The organism is Salinivibrio costicola subsp. alcaliphilus (assembly GCF_001996185.1).
Taxonomy (GTDB): Bacteria; Pseudomonadota; Gammaproteobacteria; order Enterobacterales; family Vibrionaceae; genus Salinivibrio; species Salinivibrio costicola.
Window position 1 is genome coordinate 24,569 of sequence record NZ_MUFR01000026.1, and the last position, 17,084, is coordinate 41,652.

A 17,084-nucleotide genomic window follows, 5' to 3' on the forward strand; every position below is an offset into this window, starting at 1 on the left:
ATGAAGGGGAGTCACGCAAACAACGGACTAGCGGAAACGACTAATTTGCTCGAGGGCTTTTTCCATTTGCGCAAAGTCAGGTGACGCGTTTTCTATCGGTCGGTTGGTGTTATCCATGTATTGATATTGCCCCCCCGCACCGACTTCTAAAATGGTGTCGTCGGTGACTAACGCATAGCCGCTGTAGTTTGACGATAACACCCAATCTTGCCCGGGGTTGGGTGCAAGTAAGTCATGACCAATCGCGTAGCTGGCCGAATCGGACGTTACGCCTAAATAATGCTTCATCAGGGTGGGCGCAACATCTTGGTGGCTGGTTAGCTGCTTGCCAGTATCTACCTGTTTTGCATCGATGCCGGGGCCGACCATCGCGAAAGGCACATGAATTTGTGGGTCAGTAAAGTTACTGTTATGTCCCCAAAAATTCAGTTGATTGTCATTCATTTCTTGGCCGTGATCGCCAGTGAGCACAATCAAGGTATTATCGAATTCTCCGCTTTGTTTTAGCTCCTCAATGACCTCGGCCACCAAGCTATCAACGTAGCGCACGCTGGTCTTGTAGCGATTGAAAAACGGTGTCGGATCGGTCTCGTTATTTAGTTTGAGATAGTTAATTTCGTCCAACATCGGTTGATACTTGGGGGTAAAGTCCGCAGGAAAATCATAGCCATGTGGCGCATCGTAAAACAAAAATGAGAAGGTAGGACGATTGGACTCACGCTGCTGATGCCAACGGATCCAATCTTGGGTCAGATCTGCGTCTAGCTCGGCGGGAGAATCGCCCTCAGAACCGTTACGTAAATCGGACACCTTGGCAAACACGGTTTGGTTAAATTCCGGCTTTTCCAATTGCGCGGCGGTAAAAATACCCAGTTGATAATCGAGTGCCTGCAGACGATCCATCAATACCGGTGACTGCTGATTGGCAAGAAAGCTGTGCCAATAGGTGCCGGGCATGCCATAAAACAGACCAAAAATGCCGGTACGGGTGGCGTTCCCCGTCGCAAGGTGATGTGAATAGGTACGGCCATTTTGTGCCAACGCCCAAAGGTTAGGGGTGTTGTCAGCATTGAAGGTATCCGCACGCCATGAGTCAACCACCAAAAACATGATATTCACCGGCTGCGCAACCTCAGTCGTACTTAGCGGCGAAAGGGGATAGTTAAGGTCGGCTTCGCGATCTACATCCATCGCCTTTTGGCGCGCTAGAGCTTGTTCATCAATCCAGCCGTTTTTACGCATCATACTGTTAGCGGTGGCCGGATAAAAAAGCGGCAAATAACGTTTCACCGTTGTCACGGGCTGATACGCATAGGCTGCGGCCCTAATATGAATCCCGTGGGTGGCGAGCAAGGTAAGAAACGTGAGCAGCGCAAATTTTTTGCCGACCTTGTGCTGGAAGGAAAAGCGTGTCCGTGACAGCACAGTCAGTAGCGCCCATTGCGCGGCGACGCAGGCAAGCACGCCACCTACTACCATCAGCCAAGTAATCAAAGGGAAGCTGACAATCTGTCCGGCGAGGATCAGATCCAGCACCATGGCATTGATATGGAATCGGTATTGGGCAAAGACGATGGTATCAATGAAAAGGGTGATCACACCCACTGAGGCTATCAAGGCAAGTAACGGCTGACGCACCTTGGTTGGCAGCAGTAACAGCGGGAGTGTCACCAAGCCAACAATAGCGGCAAGTAAGGCCATCTGGCTAAAGGTACTGACCACGATAAAGGTGATACCTAGTGGCTCAATGGGAAAACTAGGCAGAAACGCAAAGTAGCGGCTGGCTATTGCCATCAATACAAGGGCGTTAATGGCAATAAACCAGCTATGGGTTTGAAGTCGCGATTTAAAAGACATGGTTTCTTATCACAGTTGAGTTAATCAATTGGCAACGTAACGGGCGCGTTGCCAGGTTGTATGACGACGTGTTTTATCGAATAAGTGGGACACCAAAGTGATGCCATAAAATGGTAAGCCAGACTACACCTGCTAAAAGTAAACTGACAAACACCGCCGCAGAGCCGATGTCCTTGGCTCTACCACTGAGTTCATGGCGCTCTACACCCACTCTGTCGACCACGGCTTCAATGGCGGAGTTAAGTAGTTCGACGATAATCACTAACACAATGACGCTGAACATCATCAAGGATTCCGTCAGTGGTAATTGCAGCCAGAGCAATACGACTAGCGCCGCAGCCAATAATACAACTTCTTGACGGATCGCGGCTTCATGGTGATATGCCGCTTTTAATCCAGCCCAAGAATAGCCAGTGGCTTTAATGATACGTATCAGTCCTCGCGGCTTTTCTGAGGGGGATGTATTAGCGCCCATAAATACATTCTCGTAACAATTTAGTCGATAGGCTGGCATTTTACATTTAACCGAGCCAACTGCATAATCGGCGCGATAACTTAATTGGAATTTGTTATGCCTCTGTTTACTCATGCCCCACGCTCCCTGTGTTTTTTACGCCTGTCTGCGATTGGCGATGTTTGTCATGCGGTCGCGGCGATTCAAGCCGTGCAGCGCCATTGGCCGCAGACGCAGATCACTTGGGTGGTTGGTAAAGTCGAAGCACAGCTTTTAGCCGGGCTTGATGGGGTGGAGCTGGTGGTGTTTGATAAAAAAGCGGGATTGGCAGGCATGCGTCACGTCTGGCGGCAGCTGAAAGGGCGTCGGTTTGATGCGTTAGTGCATATGCAGCTTGCTTTACGCGCCAGTTTATTGACGGTGGGGATCGGCGCGCGCTATCGCGTGGGATTTCACCGCCACCGAGCGAAAGAGGGACAGTGGCTGTTTACTAATAAACGGATCCCCGATACCCAATCTTGCCATGTGTTAGATAGCTTTTTCGCCTTTACCCAATACTTGGGCGTGCCGGTTATGCCGCCGCAGTGGCAACTACCACTTTCTGAAGACGATCATGCCTTTGCTAAAGCGCAACTGGGTGACAAGCCTACTGTCGTGATCAGTCCAGCCGCGAGTAAAGATGAGCGCAACTGGCTACCAGAGCGCTACGCTGAATTTGCCGACTACGCAGTCGGTAAAGGATATCAGGTGGCACTTTGTGGTTCGCCGGCGGCGCGTGAAAAAACGCTGGCCGCCTGCATTATCGCTGCTGCTAACGCACCACTGGTTAACTTGGTGGGACAAACCAGTCTCAAGCAATTAGCTGCGGTGCTCGCACGCGCCGATGCGGTGCTGGCTCCCGATTCTGGCCCCGCACACATGGCAACCACACAAGGCACGCCTGTCTTAGGCCTTTATGGCCATAGCAACCCGAAGCGGACCGGCCCTTATAACAATCTCGCGGATGTGGTCAGTGTTTATGAAACCTTTGCTGAACAGCAATATGGCAAGTCCGTTGATCAATTGGCATGGAGCACGCGGGTGAAAGGCGATCACGTGATGGCTGCCATTGATGCACAGCAGGTGATCGACGCATTTGAAACCATGATGGCGAAGCAATAAAAAAAGGCCCCGTAGGGCCTTTTGTGTATCAATGCCAGTATTAGCTGGCGAGCTGGCGGAGCACGTAGTGAAGAATGCCGCCATGGCGGTAGTAATCCCACTCAACCGCGGTATCGATGCGGACATTGACGTTAAACTCAATGGTTTTATCATCCCGCATGGCACGCACTTTGAGGGTGGACGGTTCGCCGCTAACCTCGTCAAAGTCGAATGCTTCCGTACCATTTAAGCCAAGCGATTCGACGGAGTCACCGTCTTTAAACTGCAACGGAAGCACACCAAAGCCAACCAAGTTAGAACGGTGAATACGTTCAAAACTTTCAGCAATGACGGCTTTAATGCCTAATAGGTTAGTGCCTTTTGCAGCCCAGTCACGACTTGATCCCGTGCCGTACTCTTTACCCGCAAGCACCACAAGTGGTGTCCCCTCGGCTTGATAGCGCTGAGCCGCTTCATAGATGCTCATTTGCTCATTGGTGGGCAAATAGGTAGTCATACCGCCTTCGGTGCCCGGCGCCATTTGGTTTTTTAAACGTACGTTGGCAAAGGTACCGCGCACCATGACTTCGTGGTTACCGCGGCGCGAGCCATAACTGTTGAAATCTTTCGGCTCTACACCTTTAGATTTCAAGTATTCGCCCGCGGGGCTATCTGGCTTAATTGCGCCGGCGGGTGAGATATGGTCAGTAGTAATAGAGTCACCTACTTTGACCACACAGCGCGCTCCCTTGATAGGTTTTATCTCAGGAAGTGCCATGGTCATGCCGTCAAAGTACGTTGGCTTTTTAACGTAGGTTGAATCGGGCCATGAATAGATCTCATCTTGTGGCACTGGTAATTGTTGCCATGCCTCGGTCCCTGCAAACACATCTGCGTATTTGTTTTTATAAAGCCCGTCGGTCATTGCTGCTTGAATGGTGTCTGCCACTTCTTTTGGCGTTGGCCATATATCATTAAGATAGACGGGCTTGCCTTGTTGATCGTTTCCTAGCGGCTCTTTGAGAACATCAATATTCATATTGCCCGCCAGTGCGTAGGCAACGACTAGTGGTGGTGAGGCTAGATAGTTAGCTTTCACATCTTGATGAATACGGCCTTCGAAATTCCGGTTGCCCGATAGCACGCTAGTGGCTAGTAAATCCGCGGAACGAATGGCTTCTGCAATTGGCTCAGGCAATGGTCCTGAGTTACCAATACAGGTGGTACAGCCAAAGCCAACGATATTAAAGCCAAGCGCGGCAAGCGGCTCGAGCAGGCCGACGTTTTCTAAATAAGCCGGCACTACTTGTGAGCCCGGGGCGAATGATGTCTTAACCCAAGGCTTAGTATTTAAGCCTAAATCTCGCGCTTTTTGTGCCACTAATCCGGCTGCCACCAGTACGGCAGGGTTCGAGGTGTTGGTGCAAGAGGTGATCGCAGCAATCACAACCGCGCCGTGCTCAAGGTTGAATGTTTCTCCTTTGTATTCGACCGCCACTTTGCCCTGTTCGCGTAGGCTTGGGTTGTCCACGGCTGTTTGCCCGCCTTCGCTGGCAAAGCTTGCAATCACATTATTCGCCGCTGCTTGCTCTTTTTCTAACAGCTGATCAAACTGACTTTTTGCCTCGGTTAAGGCGATGCGATCTTGTGGCCGTTTCGGACCGGCAAGACTTGGCACCACATCGCCAAGGTCAAGTTGCAAGGTATCGCTGTAATCTGCCACCGGTGCATCATCATCGCGCCACAAGCCCTGTGCTTTGGCATAGGTTTCGACCAAGGTAATTTGATCCTCGGTACGGCCTGTCAGGCGCATATAACTGAGCGTTTCTTCATCAATAGGGAAAATACCGCATGTTGCGCCATACTCTGGTGCCATATTGGCAATGGTCGCGCGGTCAGCCAACGGCAGCTTCGCGAGGCCCGGGCCATAAAATTCAACAAACTTACCCACCACACCACGTTCACGCAGCATTTGGGTGACGGTGAGTACTAGGTCAGTGGCAGTAGCTGACGCGGGCAATTCGCCTTTTAGTTCAAAGCCGACCACTTCAGGGATCAACATAGTAATAGGCTGCCCAAGCATTGCGGCTTCGGCCTCAATACCGCCAACCCCCCAGCCAAGCACACCGAGCCCGTTAATCATGGTGGTGTGAGAATCTGTACCAACCAGTGTGTCTGGCATGGCTAACTTGTTGCCACCTTTTTCTTCGACGAGTACGCCGGGAGCGAGATATTCGAGATTGACTTGGTGCACGATCCCAGTACCTGGAGGCACGACACGGAAGTTAGAGAATGCTTGTTGGCCCCAACGTAAAAATTGGTAACGCTCGCCGTTACGCTGGAACTCAATCTCGGTATTTTTCTGGAGAGAATCAACATGGCCGTAGTCGTCCACCATAACGGAGTGGTCAATGACCAGGTCAACCGCGCCGAGTGGGTTGATTTTGGCCGGATCACCGTTTAAGTCGCGCATGGCAGCACGCATAGCGGCTAAGTCAACCACGGCAGGCACGCCGGTGAAATCTTGAAGGACAACGCGCGCCGGAGTGAAATTGACCTGATCTTGTCCGGCGTGGTCGGCTTGCCACTGACAAAGCGTACGAATGTCATCCGCAGAGACATTCTTACCGTCTTCTTTACGTAGTAAGTTTTCTAACAGCACTTTTAAACAGTAGGGTAAGCGACTGATATCGAATGGCTCGGGCAATGCATCAAGTCGATAATAATCATAGCTCTCACCGTTGACGTGTAGGGTACGCCGGGTGTTGAAGCTGTCTTGGCTTTTGGAATCAGGTGTATTGCTCACGGGTGCCTCCCCTGGTCGGTTATTGTGAGTAAAAGAAACGGTCATCATGCGTTGCAGGCAACAGTCTCTCTTGGGGATTGCTTATTTTACCTTCATTATTGTAAATGGGGTTTTGTTGAAGTTAAAGGTTCGTTATCACGATACGGTCGATGGTTCTCATTGATCAATCCTTTTGTTTCACAACGTGCGCAAATAGCGCACTCAATGAGAGTATAGAAGGCTCTGCATCAGCGGGCGCTTCCGCTAAAAAGGGCTTATTTGGTATCAATGAACCATACTGATTTATTCTAAATGGCAACTTTTCGTGACAGTAATTAGTCATTCTGCCTATGGAAAATATCGCTATTTTCATCTTTGTTAGCCATTAATGCTAATGTTTTGGAAATGTTAATCATGCATCTGGAGCGTTTCAATCGCTTAACGTTTTTAACTAGTCTAAAATGCTATTTAGGGCTTTTTTGGTCGATAAATCTAGGGGTAAAACTGGAAATAGTAGGGGATTTAATTGATTATTCCATGTAGCGCATTTGTTAAATTTTTTGTCTGACAATTGCATTGCATCACTGTGTGCTTCGGCATGACAAAAGGAGACAGCCATGAATACCTCAACCCTACTCATGCAGCTTAATCAGTTAGATGATCATCATATCAAGCAACTGCAACCTTCATTTAACCGGTTACCTGGCACTTCGCATGCGGATGGTGGATTTCGCCTGCGTCGTTACTCGATCGTTCATGTCTTTGACGGCGGGGTTGAAAAGCTGCCGCCACGACCATTTATGCAAACTTCTGATATCAATGAATTCCAAGGTGATGTGGCACGGACGTTTGAAGATATCGAGCCCGAGACAGTACAAACACCAGGGTTTCATGCGATGTGCCGAACCTTTCGCGACCTCTATCAACTTAGTGATGATAATGATATCGAAATCCACCAGATTCGTATTCAGGCGGATAATCAATCTGTGCAGGTCGCCCCAGAAGGCGTTCACCAAGACGGCTTTGATCATATCGCCATTGTGAGCATTGGCCGCGATAATATTGATGGCGGTGATTTTCAGGTGTTTCGTCACAAAACTAGCGCACCACTCTTTAGTCTCCCATTGATGCCGGGTGAAATGGCGGCCCTCGATGATCGTGCCCTTTGGCATTATGCTGAACCGATTACTCCCGTTAATGATGCGCAATCAGGCACGATGGATGTATTTGTACTCACAGCAACAAGGAAGTAACGATGATACCGGCAGTTTTTTCTCCCCATGCAGTACGAGGCCATTTTCCTGCATTGACGCAAACTATTGACGGCCAATCCGTTGCTTTTTTTGATGGGCCAGGGGGGGCGCAAGTACCGCAATCTGTACTGGATGCCATGGTGACTTATCTGGGGCACTATAATGCGAACTTGGGGGGACAATTTTTTTCTGGGCATCACACTACCGCAATGATGCAACAGGCACGTGAGAGCGCCGCTGCTTTTGTCAATGCGTCATCATCGGACTGTATGGTCTTTGGCCCGAATATGACAACGTTGACGTTTTCGTTAAGTCGCGCAATCAGCCGTGATTGGCAAGCTGGTGATGAGGTGATTGTCTCGGCACTCGATCATTATTCTAATGTCTCTAGCTGGCAGCAGGCCGCACACGATAAAGGGGCGACTGTTAAGCAGGTGCGAGTGGATGAATCCAATTATTCGATCGATATGACGCACCTTGCCAGTCTTATTACGGACAAAACCAAACTGATTGCGGTGACGCTGGCCTCAAATACCACTGGTAGTTTGGTGGATGTAGCAAACGTGGTAGAGATGGCAAGAAAGGTTGGTGCCAAAGTCTATGTCGATGCTGTCCATTACGCTCCGCATTATTTGGTCGATGTACAAGCATTAGGCTGTGACTTTCTTGCCTGTTCGGCGTACAAGTTTTTTGGCCCACATCTGGGTTTTGTATATGTGGCGCCTGAGTGGGTACAGACGTTGAAACCTTACAAAGTCGAGCCAGCCACAAACCAAGGTCCCGGTCGATTTGAAACAGGTACTCAGAGTTTTGAGGCGATTGCCGGATTTATTGCGGTGGTGGAATATCTCGCGCAGTGGGGCGATCCTGATTGTTCACTAAGAGAAAGATTGGCACAAAGCTATCGCCAGTATCAGGCGCATGAACAGCAGTTATCCGCCCATTTTATTGACCTGATGCAGGCCTATCCCAATGTTCACATTTATGGGGTCACGGATGATGACCAGTTGGCTTATAGAACCCCAACCTTTGCGATCCGGATTGAAGGCGTCACGCCCGCGGATGTGGCGCAAGCGCTAGGGAAGCAACATTTTTGCGTGTGGAATGGCCACTTTTATTCCCAAGGTTTGTGCGAGCAGCTTGATATTTTAGACAAAGGCGGTGTGATCCGTATCGGTATGATGCATTACAACACCGTTGATGAAATTGACCGGCTACACCAAGCCTTATTGCCATTTATTAGCGATTAAGGTTAATCAACCTCTCAAGCGGCCAAAAGAGCCGCTTTTTTTAGTTAAAATTGGCCTCGATTGAGATTTAAGTGTGAATTTATTCACAATGCAACCTTGAAACGTTAGCTCGCTCATAGGCGAATGCCTATCCGTACGTTATGATCACCACTGTTAGCACTGCCCAAGAAGCTGTTCAGAAAGAAATCATTTAAAAAGAAACCAATAATAATTAAGGCGAGACCCATGACTGAAGAACAAAACGCCTTTTGGCATCAATATCTTGCGACTCTTCCCTCTGACCAATGGCCAGCCGATGATCAAGTAGTGGTGGACACCTTAAGTCATCACACGGTGAGAGCGAATGAAGTCGCGACATTAGTGAGCCTAAACAAAAAGAAAGCGCATTGCCGGTTGCGCAGCTCTTTGGAAGAGAAAAGTGCGGTGATCCCGCAAAAAGGACATTATAAGATTGTTCTTAATGGTCACCAGCGACCCGTGTGTATCGTCAAAACCACACAGGTGAGCTATTGCCCGTTTAACCAAGTTAGTGCCGAATTTGCGGCACGTGAGGGAGAGGGAGATGGCTCTTACCAATGTTGGCACGAAGCGCATTGGGGTTACTTCTCCCAGTACGCCAAAACACACGGCCTACATTTTGATGAGCACTCGGATGTGGTGCTTGAAGAGTTTGAGAAAGTTTATCCATTCTAAACATCAAAGCCGCGCTGAGCGGCTTTTTTGTGATTGCGAGTTATGGACAGGAATATTTTTGTTTACTCACCCAAGTCCAAATTCATCTCATTGGCCCATGGCATGTCCGGCAAGGTGTCTAAGTTGGCTTCGTAACGTGATAGTGTGAACTGCCCGTTATTTTGACTAACGTCGTAAATCTCAACCATCAATGCGCACGCGATATATTCAATAGCTTCTTCGCGGGAATAGCCGGTCATACGCAGACGCATAACTGTCTCGGCGACTTTTTTAGGCTCTTGGTCAGTAATTTGATTCTCGACGACCGTAATCAGATCTTCGATACGCGTACTGGCTTCTTCTTGCATGGTTTTACTCGTTGTTTTTTATCGTGGCGCTATCTTAGGACATCAAACAAGCCCTAGCACGACATTTTTGAAATGCGTAAGGCGTATACGTTTCAATAACCGTGGCTAATATGTTAATGATAACTATTATCGAAAAGTATAGTGAAACAAAAGGATATGACCATGACAAAAACTCGTATCGAAAAAGACAGTATGGGCGATGTTGAGGTGCCGGCGGATGCCTTGTATCAAGCGCAGACCCAACGAGCGGTAAACAATTTCTCGGTCAGCGAACTGACCATGCCAGCGGACTTTATTCGCGCGTTAGCTATGGTGAAGCATGCAGCGGCAACGGCTAACGAAGAACTAGGCTTACTGGATGGCAACATCGCCCACGCGATTCGCCAAAGTGCCGAAGCCATCATGGATGGTGAGCATTTAGCGCAGTTTCCGGTGGATGTATTTCAGACCGGCTCAGGCACTAGCTCAAACATGAATATGAATGAAGTGCTGGCAACCTTGGCCTCTGAAAAATGTGGTGAAACGGTCAGCCCCAACGATCATGTCAATATGAGCCAAAGCAGTAACGACTCTGTTCCTACGGCTATTCAGATCAGTGCTACTTTGGGCTGTGAAAAAGCCTTACTTCCCGCGTTAGTGCATTTACGTGACGCGTTACAGGAAAAGAAAAGCAAAGTCGGCCACATCGTGAAAACGGGTCGTACCCATTTAATGGATGCGATGCCTGTGACGCTTGGACAGGAGCTGGAGGCTTGGTCGCAGCAAATAGAACATGCGATGGTACAAATTACCCAAAGCCTATCATCGGTGCGCGCACTGGCACAGGGTGGCACGGCAGTAGGGACGGGAGTCAATGCTCATCCATTATTTGCCGAGCGTTTTGCCAAAGCAATCTGTGCGTGTAGCCACTCCTCATTCACGGCGAGCGAGAATCCCTTTTTCGCCATTGGTAGTCAGGATGCGCTGGTGGCACTGCATGGTCAGTTAAAGACCACCGCAGTGGCAACCATGAAACTGAGTAACGATTTACGTTGGATGAACTCGGGCCCACTTGCCGGGTTAGGAGAAATTGAGCTAGAGGGGTTACAGCCGGGATCGTCTATTATGCCGGGGAAAGTGAATCCTGTTATTCCAGAATCCGCTGCTATGGTCGCGGCACAAGTCATGGGCAACGACACCACTGTCACTGTAGCCGGTCAGTCGGGTAATTTTGAATTGAATGTGATGTTACCTGTGATTGCCTCAAACTTACTGCAAAGTATTCATTTACTCGCAGGCTCTAGCCGACTGCTGGCAGATAAAGCCATTCGTAGTTTTAAGGTCAGAGAGGACAATTTGCAAGCTGCACTGTCTCGCAATCCGATTTTAGTGACGGCGCTTAATCCTGTAGTTGGATACTTGAAAGCGGCTGACATCGCGAAAAAAGCGTATCAACAAGGCCGCCCTATTTTGGATGTTGCCGAAGAAGAAACTGACCTAGGCCGAGAAAAGCTGGCTGAGTTGCTTGATCCAACCAAACTGACACAAGGCGGTATCGCTGAGTAAAATACGGGGCGAGGCAGACTCGCCCTTTAAAGCATTAATCCATTTTTTTAAGTGCAATGGCATTCATACAAAAACGTAAGCCGGATGGCTCGGGACCATCAGGGAAGACGTGACCCAGGTGAGCATCACAGCTGGCACAGGTGGTTTCAATACGCGTCATGCCATGGGTTGTATCTTTGTGATAGGCAATGGCATTGTCTTGCGCTGGCTGGGTAAACGACGGCCAACCTGTGCCTGAATCGAACTTTTCGCCGGCATCAAACAGCAAGGTGCCGCAGCACACGCAGCCGTAGAGGCCTGGCTCAAATAGAGTACACATGCCCGAGCTAAACGCGCGTTCTGTGCCCTTTTGGCGTGTCACTCGGAAAGCGTCATCACTGAGTTGTGCTTGCCACTCTTGTTCGGTTTTTTCTACTCGCGACGGCGGTGTGAGATTGCCGTTTTCACTTCGAGCGACGATGTCTTGCCATGTCAGCATGATGTTATTCCTCTTGTTGACCGGACAGGAGTCCGTGCTACAGGCGTCTAGTGTTATGAATCCTGGTGATCGATGCAAGTAGTACGGTTGCTTTTTACTGCTGGGATCAACTTGATAGGGTGCCAATCCCCCATTTTATTTCATCATCGAGATCATCTTTCACTTGATCGCGATAATCTTCCATATGTTGCTCAATCAAGTCATCGGGCTGTGAGAAGAACGCAATATGGAAAATCGCATCCCCTTCATTCACTACAGGGAGGGTATGCTGACCAATGACGATACCACTTTGCTGGGCTTTGATTTCGGTTTCTGTTGTGCCTGCGGGATCACTGATAATGCCAATGACTTGATCGCGGTTGACACTTTGTCCAAGCGCCACGTGACTTCTCAATAAACCATCGGCTTCTGCACGCACCCATTTTGTTGATCGGGCTGTGACGGGCTGATAAGGCGTTTTTCGACGTGTTTGGCGTAACATGCCCAGATAGCGCATCACACGAATCACCCCTCGTACACCGGCATTAATCGCATAAGGCTCAAAACGAAGCGCCTCACCGGCTTCATAGGTGATCACGGGAATATCAATACGCTCAGCTTCGGCGCGTAGCGATCCTTCACGCAATGCGGCATCGACCACCACAGGCGCGCCAAATGCGGTTGCCATCGCCGCCGCCTCTTGATTCTCCAGATTGGCTCTAATCTGAGGCAGGTTGGTGCGATGAATGGCCGCGGTATGTAAATCGATAACATGGCTACATTGGCGAATCACTTGCTCAAAGAGCTGATACGCCATTCTTCCCGCTATTGATCCTCGCTCTGATCCGGGGAATGAGCGATTTAAATCTCGGCGGTCAGGGAGATACCGTGATTTGTGAATAAACCCAAACACATTCACAACAGGAATCGCGATTAAGGTGCCATGTAACTTTTTCGGATCGATTTTGGCCATGACTTGACGAACCACTTCAATACCGTTGAGCTCATCTCCGTGGATGGCGGCACAAACAAGCAGCACAGGGCCATTTAACTTACCATGCAGTACTTCAACACTGACGTTAAGCGGTGAATGTGTGTACAAACGAGCAATTTCAAGTTCGAGACTCGCTCGCTGACCGGCTTGAATATGTTGTCCACCGATCTCGATGGCGTCGCTTTGTTTAGCCCTTCCCACGTGTGCGTGTCCTCTGAGGTTTGGCATTTTTTTCTATATAATCAATCACTAGTCCGGCAACATCTTTTCCTGTTGCGCGCTCGATGCCTTCTAAACCTGGTGATGAATTGACTTCCATGACCAACGGGCCACGTTCTGAACGTAACAGATCGACGCCCGCGACATTCAGTCCCATGGCTTTGGCTGCCGCCACTGCGGTTCTGCGCTCTGTAGGTGTGATCCGAACGAGGGTCGCGGTCCCGCCACGATGAAGATTCGATCGAAACTCGCCAGGTTGTGCTTGGCGTTTCATCGACGCAATCACCTTATCGCCGATAACAAAGCAGCGAATATCAGCACCGCTTGATTCTCGAATATATTCTTGCACTAAGATATCGGCTTTAAGGCCCATAAATGCTTCGATCACACTTTCTGCGGCTTTTTTGGTCTCGGCGAGCACAACGCCAATACCTTGGGTTCCCTCAAGCAGTTTCACCACCACTGGCGTGCCTCCGACCATCGTCAGCAAATCGGCAATATCACCCGGTTTACTGGCAAAACCAGTGTGCGGCATACCGATGCCTTTGCGTGATAGCAGCTGCATAGAACGCAGCTTATCCCGCGAACGTGTGATGGCGACAGACTCGTTCATCGGAAAGACGCCCATCATTTCAAACTGGCGTAAAACAGCACAGCCATAGTAGGTAACGGACGCGCCAATACGTGGAATAATCGCATCGAACCCACCGAGATCTTCCCCTGCTAAATGAATAGACGGTTGGGTTGAGTTGATACTCATATAGCAGCGTAATGCGTCGATGATCTTGTAATCATGGCCACGTTGTTCGCAGGCTTCGATGAGGCGGCGCGTAGAGTAAAGATTTTTGTTACGCGAAAGAATACCGATTTTCATTGCGCTTGGGGCTCCTTATTTACCGAGGAGGAATGAAGACATGGGATCGACAATGATCTTACCTGCCATTGCGGTGCGTCCCAGTAACATACGAAATCGCATGTTATCGCGTGCGGTGAGTGTCATTTCGATGGGATAACACAAGGTTCCCGCTTTTATCGTTGTTTGTATCACATATCGTAGTTGCTCGTGTCCTCCGGAATCACGTACGAGGCGTCGTGCGAGAACCGGTGCTTCGGCTTGAATAGCGGTTTCGTCATCGCCTTGGTTCGGATGGACCCAGAATCTTACCCACGCCTGGCCGCTTTTCTCGAACTCTTCAATTTTAAACGTGTGTAAACAGGAGGTGCGTGCACCCGTATCGATTTTCGCTTTGATGCGGGCTATATCGAGCTCAGGAAGGCTCACCCATTCGCGCCAACCGACACAGACTTTATCGTTCGATTTTACAGGCATTGTCATCATTACTCGTTGTTATTTAGCCCTTGTCTCACCATAGAAGCGATAATGATTATGCGTGGTAAGAATCAGAAAAATCAGCGATGATATGTGATAACCATCGCATACCAATTGCGGCGATGTCATGGCATTTTGGGGGTGACGGATGATCCTCATCGGGCCTAGCCAATGCGTTTTCCGCCCATGGTTTCGTTATAAAGGAAATACCATGCAAACCAGTGAGAGACAAGAAGTGATTGATGATCTGCTGTCAAAAGTCGATCAAGGTTCGCTTGATGTCGTGCAAGATATTGAGCAAGCACATAGTTTAGATAGCCTTGCGTTATTGTTAGAAGCCTTACCGTTGACCGATCGTGTGGGATTCTGGGAACAACTGTCGTCGTCATTGCAGCTGCCTGTGCTGGCTGAAATGCGAGATGATGCCAGTGAAGCGATTATCCGTGCGGTGGATGATGATCAGTTGCATGCACTATTCGCCAACTTGGATGCTGATACCTTACTTGAGCTGCAAGATGTGCTGACCGAGCCATTACTGGAAGAAGCGCTAGGTCGGATGGATTCAGAGCAAAAGCAACGTTATGCCTCCGCCCAGCAGTATGCAGATAATCAGGTTGGGCATTGGTGTGATCATCAGCCTTTGGTCGTCCCTGCAAAAACGAAAATTAACGTGGTATTACGATGGTTGCGGCGTGTCATGCCAAAGTATTGTGATCACGTATTTGTGGTCGATAGTCGAGGTTTTTGGGTGGGTGCGGTGCCAATCCACCAGTTATTTGGCGCGGATGGACGATTAAAAATTAGCGAGCTGGTTCGAGACCAATTTCCTAGCTTGAATGCGCGCGACGACATCTACGCCAGTGCTGACAAAGTGGCAAACAGTGAAGAGATTGCCTTACCCGTACTCGACGAGGGAGGGCTCTTGATTGGTCGTTTCGATTTGGGCACCGCCTATGAGATGCAAGCCGAGCGCGCCGAAGCGCAAATTATGGCCTCTGCGGGTCTAGATGAAGACGAGGACTTATTCTCGCCGGTGATGAAAAGTGCTCGAAATCGCGCACTATGGCTGGGTATCAACTTAATGACGGCCTTTCTCGCCTCCTGGTTTATCGGTTTGTTTGAAGCTACGCTACAACAAGTGGTGGCGCTGGCGGTATTAATGCCAGTTGTTGCATCCATGGGAGGAATTGCCGGCAGCCAAACGCTCACCTTGATCGTACGTGGTTTAGCACTTGGACAAATTTCTAAGGCCAACTTAAAACCCCTGCTTACGAAAGAGTTTAAAGTCGGCTTATTTAATGGGATTTTATGGGCTGTGGTGATTGGTGTTATTGCAGGATATTGGTTTGATAGTTGGGGCTTAGGTGCGGTGATTGGGAGTGCAATAGTCGCTAATATTATCAGTGCCGCCTTGGCAGGAATATTTATTCCAGTGCTATTAAATAAACTGAAAATTGACCCAGCACTCTCCGGCTCAGTGATCTTAACCACAGTGACGGACATTGTCGGCTTTGTCGCCTTTTTGGGTTTAGGGACACTGTTTCTGCTATAATTTTTTTCGACGATAATTTGCTTTTTTCGACCCCAAAATCTTTCGAAAAAAGTGCTTTCGATCAAAAAAGCGCTCATGAGGGGAATGAGCGCTTCTAGTTGTTACGCGTTGGCCAACGGCACAGAGGTATCTGTTGTCTGTGGCTCTTCCGCTTCCAGTTGTTTACCGTCTGCGATGGGAAGCAGCTTCTCGCAATACAATGTCATAATATCTTCACGGATCAGCTGCTCCAGTTCCGCTGCGCGCTCTGTTGGGCAAAAGAGTCGAACGTGAACAAGCTGTTCGCCTGTTTCGGTGTGCGATAAATATAAATGTGGCTCAGGGCCGGGTAAATCGACGCCCGCATGACGCTCTATCACATGATTGTATCGCCGAGCGATATCCATAAAATCTTCACTATGATCGTCAATACGTGCCAATAACGCGGGAATATGCGGATATAAATTAATATCGCCGCGGATCACCAGATGAAAATGGTGATACACATACCGCTTCATAAAGTTAAGATTTTTCACCGTGGTGGCAAAGAACAAGCTATTTGGGAGGGTCGCGGTTTTTCCGGTGTAGCAATAATGGCCATTATGGGTATCAATTTCTTGAATTTTCGTCGCCATTAAATTGTGTTCGATCACCTCACCGCGTGTGTTACCGACTTCAATCCAATCGCCAATACGAAACGAGCGAGAGCTCGCGCGTTGAATTGAACCGGTGAAACATAAAATGATCTCTTTTGAGGCGACGACAACAGCAACGGCGATGGCAGTCAATGATAACGCAAATTCATTGATTTCGGTGTTCCAAAACAGGAATAGAAAAAGTAACAGGGTAGTAAACGCCCCGTTTTTCGTGCGAGACATCCATTTACGCTGATCTTCGCTAAGAAAATTACTGTCACCACGAATGTGGCGTAGGATCAGTCGGCGAACGAGACTGACTACGACAACCACTCCGATGGTGGTTAATAACTTGTTTTCTAACAGTAGTTGGACAATATTGCTTAACTCAGACAACAAATCTATCTCCATGGTTTCCGTTAACGCCTACCCGAGTGATGGCGCTATTCTGCCCCTAAGTTAACAAAAATAAAACGCATACTTTGCAAATAGTGTTCATTCAGCTGCTCGGCACCAAGATATAAGCTTATGGGCCGCACGTGTTTGAACGCCGGGTGTGGTGATTTGCACGACATATAAAAAAGCCCTCATAAA

At 49.0% G+C, this 17,084-nt stretch carries 15 protein-coding genes; 6 read left to right on the top strand and 9 right to left on the bottom strand.

All coding sequences use genetic code 11. From position 1 onward, the window contains the following. Positions 1-27: 27 nt before the first annotated feature. Positions 28-1,857 (bottom strand): DUF3413 domain-containing protein, encoded by a 1,830-nt coding sequence (locus BZJ21_RS10130; RefSeq protein ID WP_077669714.1) that lies wholly within the window; start codon positions 1,855-1,857, stop codon positions 28-30. A gap of 73 nt (positions 1,858-1,930) precedes the next feature. Continuing rightward, complete coding sequence (locus BZJ21_RS10135) at positions 1,931-2,332, bottom strand: diacylglycerol kinase (RefSeq protein ID WP_077461428.1); 402 nt, start codon at positions 2,330-2,332, stop codon at positions 1,931-1,933. 96 nt (positions 2,333-2,428) lie between these two features. On the opposite strand from BZJ21_RS10135, the gene BZJ21_RS10140 reads away from it, so the two are divergent. Then, positions 2,429-3,472 (top strand): glycosyltransferase family 9 protein, encoded by a 1,044-nt coding sequence (locus tag BZJ21_RS10140; RefSeq protein WP_077669715.1) that lies wholly within the window; start codon positions 2,429-2,431, stop codon positions 3,470-3,472. A gap of 40 nt (positions 3,473-3,512) precedes the next feature. On the opposite strand, the gene acnA is transcribed toward BZJ21_RS10140, so the two are convergent. Continuing rightward, complete coding sequence (gene acnA / locus BZJ21_RS10145; RefSeq protein WP_236719546.1) at positions 3,513-6,257, bottom strand: aconitate hydratase AcnA; 2,745 nt, start codon at positions 6,255-6,257, stop codon at positions 3,513-3,515. A 596-nt stretch (positions 6,258-6,853) separates the two neighbouring features. Here acnA and BZJ21_RS10155 point away from each other — a divergent pair. From BZJ21_RS10155 to BZJ21_RS10165, 3 genes are all read left to right on the top strand, one after another. Further along, the gene (locus BZJ21_RS10155) at positions 6,854-7,489 is read left to right on the top strand and encodes a 2OG-Fe dioxygenase family protein (RefSeq protein WP_077669716.1); all 636 of its coding nucleotides are present in this window, start codon (positions 6,854-6,856) and stop codon (positions 7,487-7,489) included. Positions 7,490-7,491: 2 nt separating this feature from the next. Continuing rightward, positions 7,492-8,739, top strand: coding sequence for a cysteine desulfurase-like protein (locus BZJ21_RS10160; protein WP_077669717.1), 1,248 nt, complete (start codon positions 7,492-7,494; stop codon positions 8,737-8,739). A 225-nt stretch (positions 8,740-8,964) separates the two neighbouring features. Next, positions 8,965-9,432 carry an ASCH domain-containing protein gene (locus BZJ21_RS10165; protein WP_077669718.1) on the top strand — a complete coding sequence of 156 codons (468 nt, stop codon included), beginning with the start codon at positions 8,965-8,967 and terminating at the stop codon, positions 9,430-9,432. A 62-nt stretch (positions 9,433-9,494) separates the two neighbouring features. Here BZJ21_RS10165 and BZJ21_RS10170 read toward each other — a convergent pair whose 3' ends face one another. After that, positions 9,495-9,779, bottom strand: a complete 285-nt coding sequence (locus BZJ21_RS10170; RefSeq protein WP_077669719.1) for a hypothetical protein — start codon at positions 9,777-9,779, stop codon at positions 9,495-9,497. Positions 9,780-9,935: 156 nt separating this feature from the next. On the opposite strand from BZJ21_RS10170, the gene BZJ21_RS10175 reads away from it, so the two are divergent. Continuing rightward, complete coding sequence (locus tag BZJ21_RS10175; protein WP_077669720.1) at positions 9,936-11,324, top strand: class II fumarate hydratase; 1,389 nt, start codon at positions 9,936-9,938, stop codon at positions 11,322-11,324. Between the two features lie 34 nt (positions 11,325-11,358). Here BZJ21_RS10175 and msrB read toward each other — a convergent pair whose 3' ends face one another. The 4 genes from msrB to BZJ21_RS10195 form a co-directional block, all read right to left on the bottom strand. Then, positions 11,359-11,802 (bottom strand): peptide-methionine (R)-S-oxide reductase MsrB, encoded by a 444-nt coding sequence (gene msrB, locus BZJ21_RS10180; RefSeq protein WP_025744776.1) that lies wholly within the window; start codon positions 11,800-11,802, stop codon positions 11,359-11,361. Positions 11,803-11,908: 106 nt separating this feature from the next. Then, positions 11,909-12,976 carry a succinylglutamate desuccinylase/aspartoacylase family protein gene (locus BZJ21_RS10185; protein ID WP_077576712.1) on the bottom strand — a complete coding sequence of 356 codons (1,068 nt, stop codon included), beginning with the start codon at positions 12,974-12,976 and terminating at the stop codon, positions 11,909-11,911. Continuing rightward, positions 12,963-13,868, bottom strand: a complete 906-nt coding sequence (rimK, locus tag BZJ21_RS10190; RefSeq protein WP_025744775.1) for a 30S ribosomal protein S6--L-glutamate ligase — start codon at positions 13,866-13,868, stop codon at positions 12,963-12,965. The genes BZJ21_RS10185 and rimK overlap by 14 nt, the downstream gene beginning before the upstream one ends. 15 nt (positions 13,869-13,883) lie before the next feature. After that, positions 13,884-14,324, bottom strand: a complete 441-nt coding sequence (locus BZJ21_RS10195) for an ATP-dependent zinc protease family protein (protein ID WP_201788217.1) — start codon at positions 14,322-14,324, stop codon at positions 13,884-13,886. 211 nt (positions 14,325-14,535) lie between these two features. Between BZJ21_RS10195 and BZJ21_RS10200 the strand changes: the two genes are divergently transcribed. Continuing rightward, entirely contained in the window at positions 14,536-15,876 is a 1,341-nt protein-coding gene (locus BZJ21_RS10200; protein WP_077461421.1) for a magnesium transporter, read from the top strand. Between the two features lie 101 nt (positions 15,877-15,977). On the opposite strand, the gene BZJ21_RS10205 is transcribed toward BZJ21_RS10200, so the two are convergent. Then, entirely contained in the window at positions 15,978-16,886 is a 909-nt protein-coding gene (locus BZJ21_RS10205) for a mechanosensitive ion channel family protein (RefSeq protein ID WP_077669727.1), read from the bottom strand. Positions 16,887-17,084: the final 198 nt, after the last annotated feature.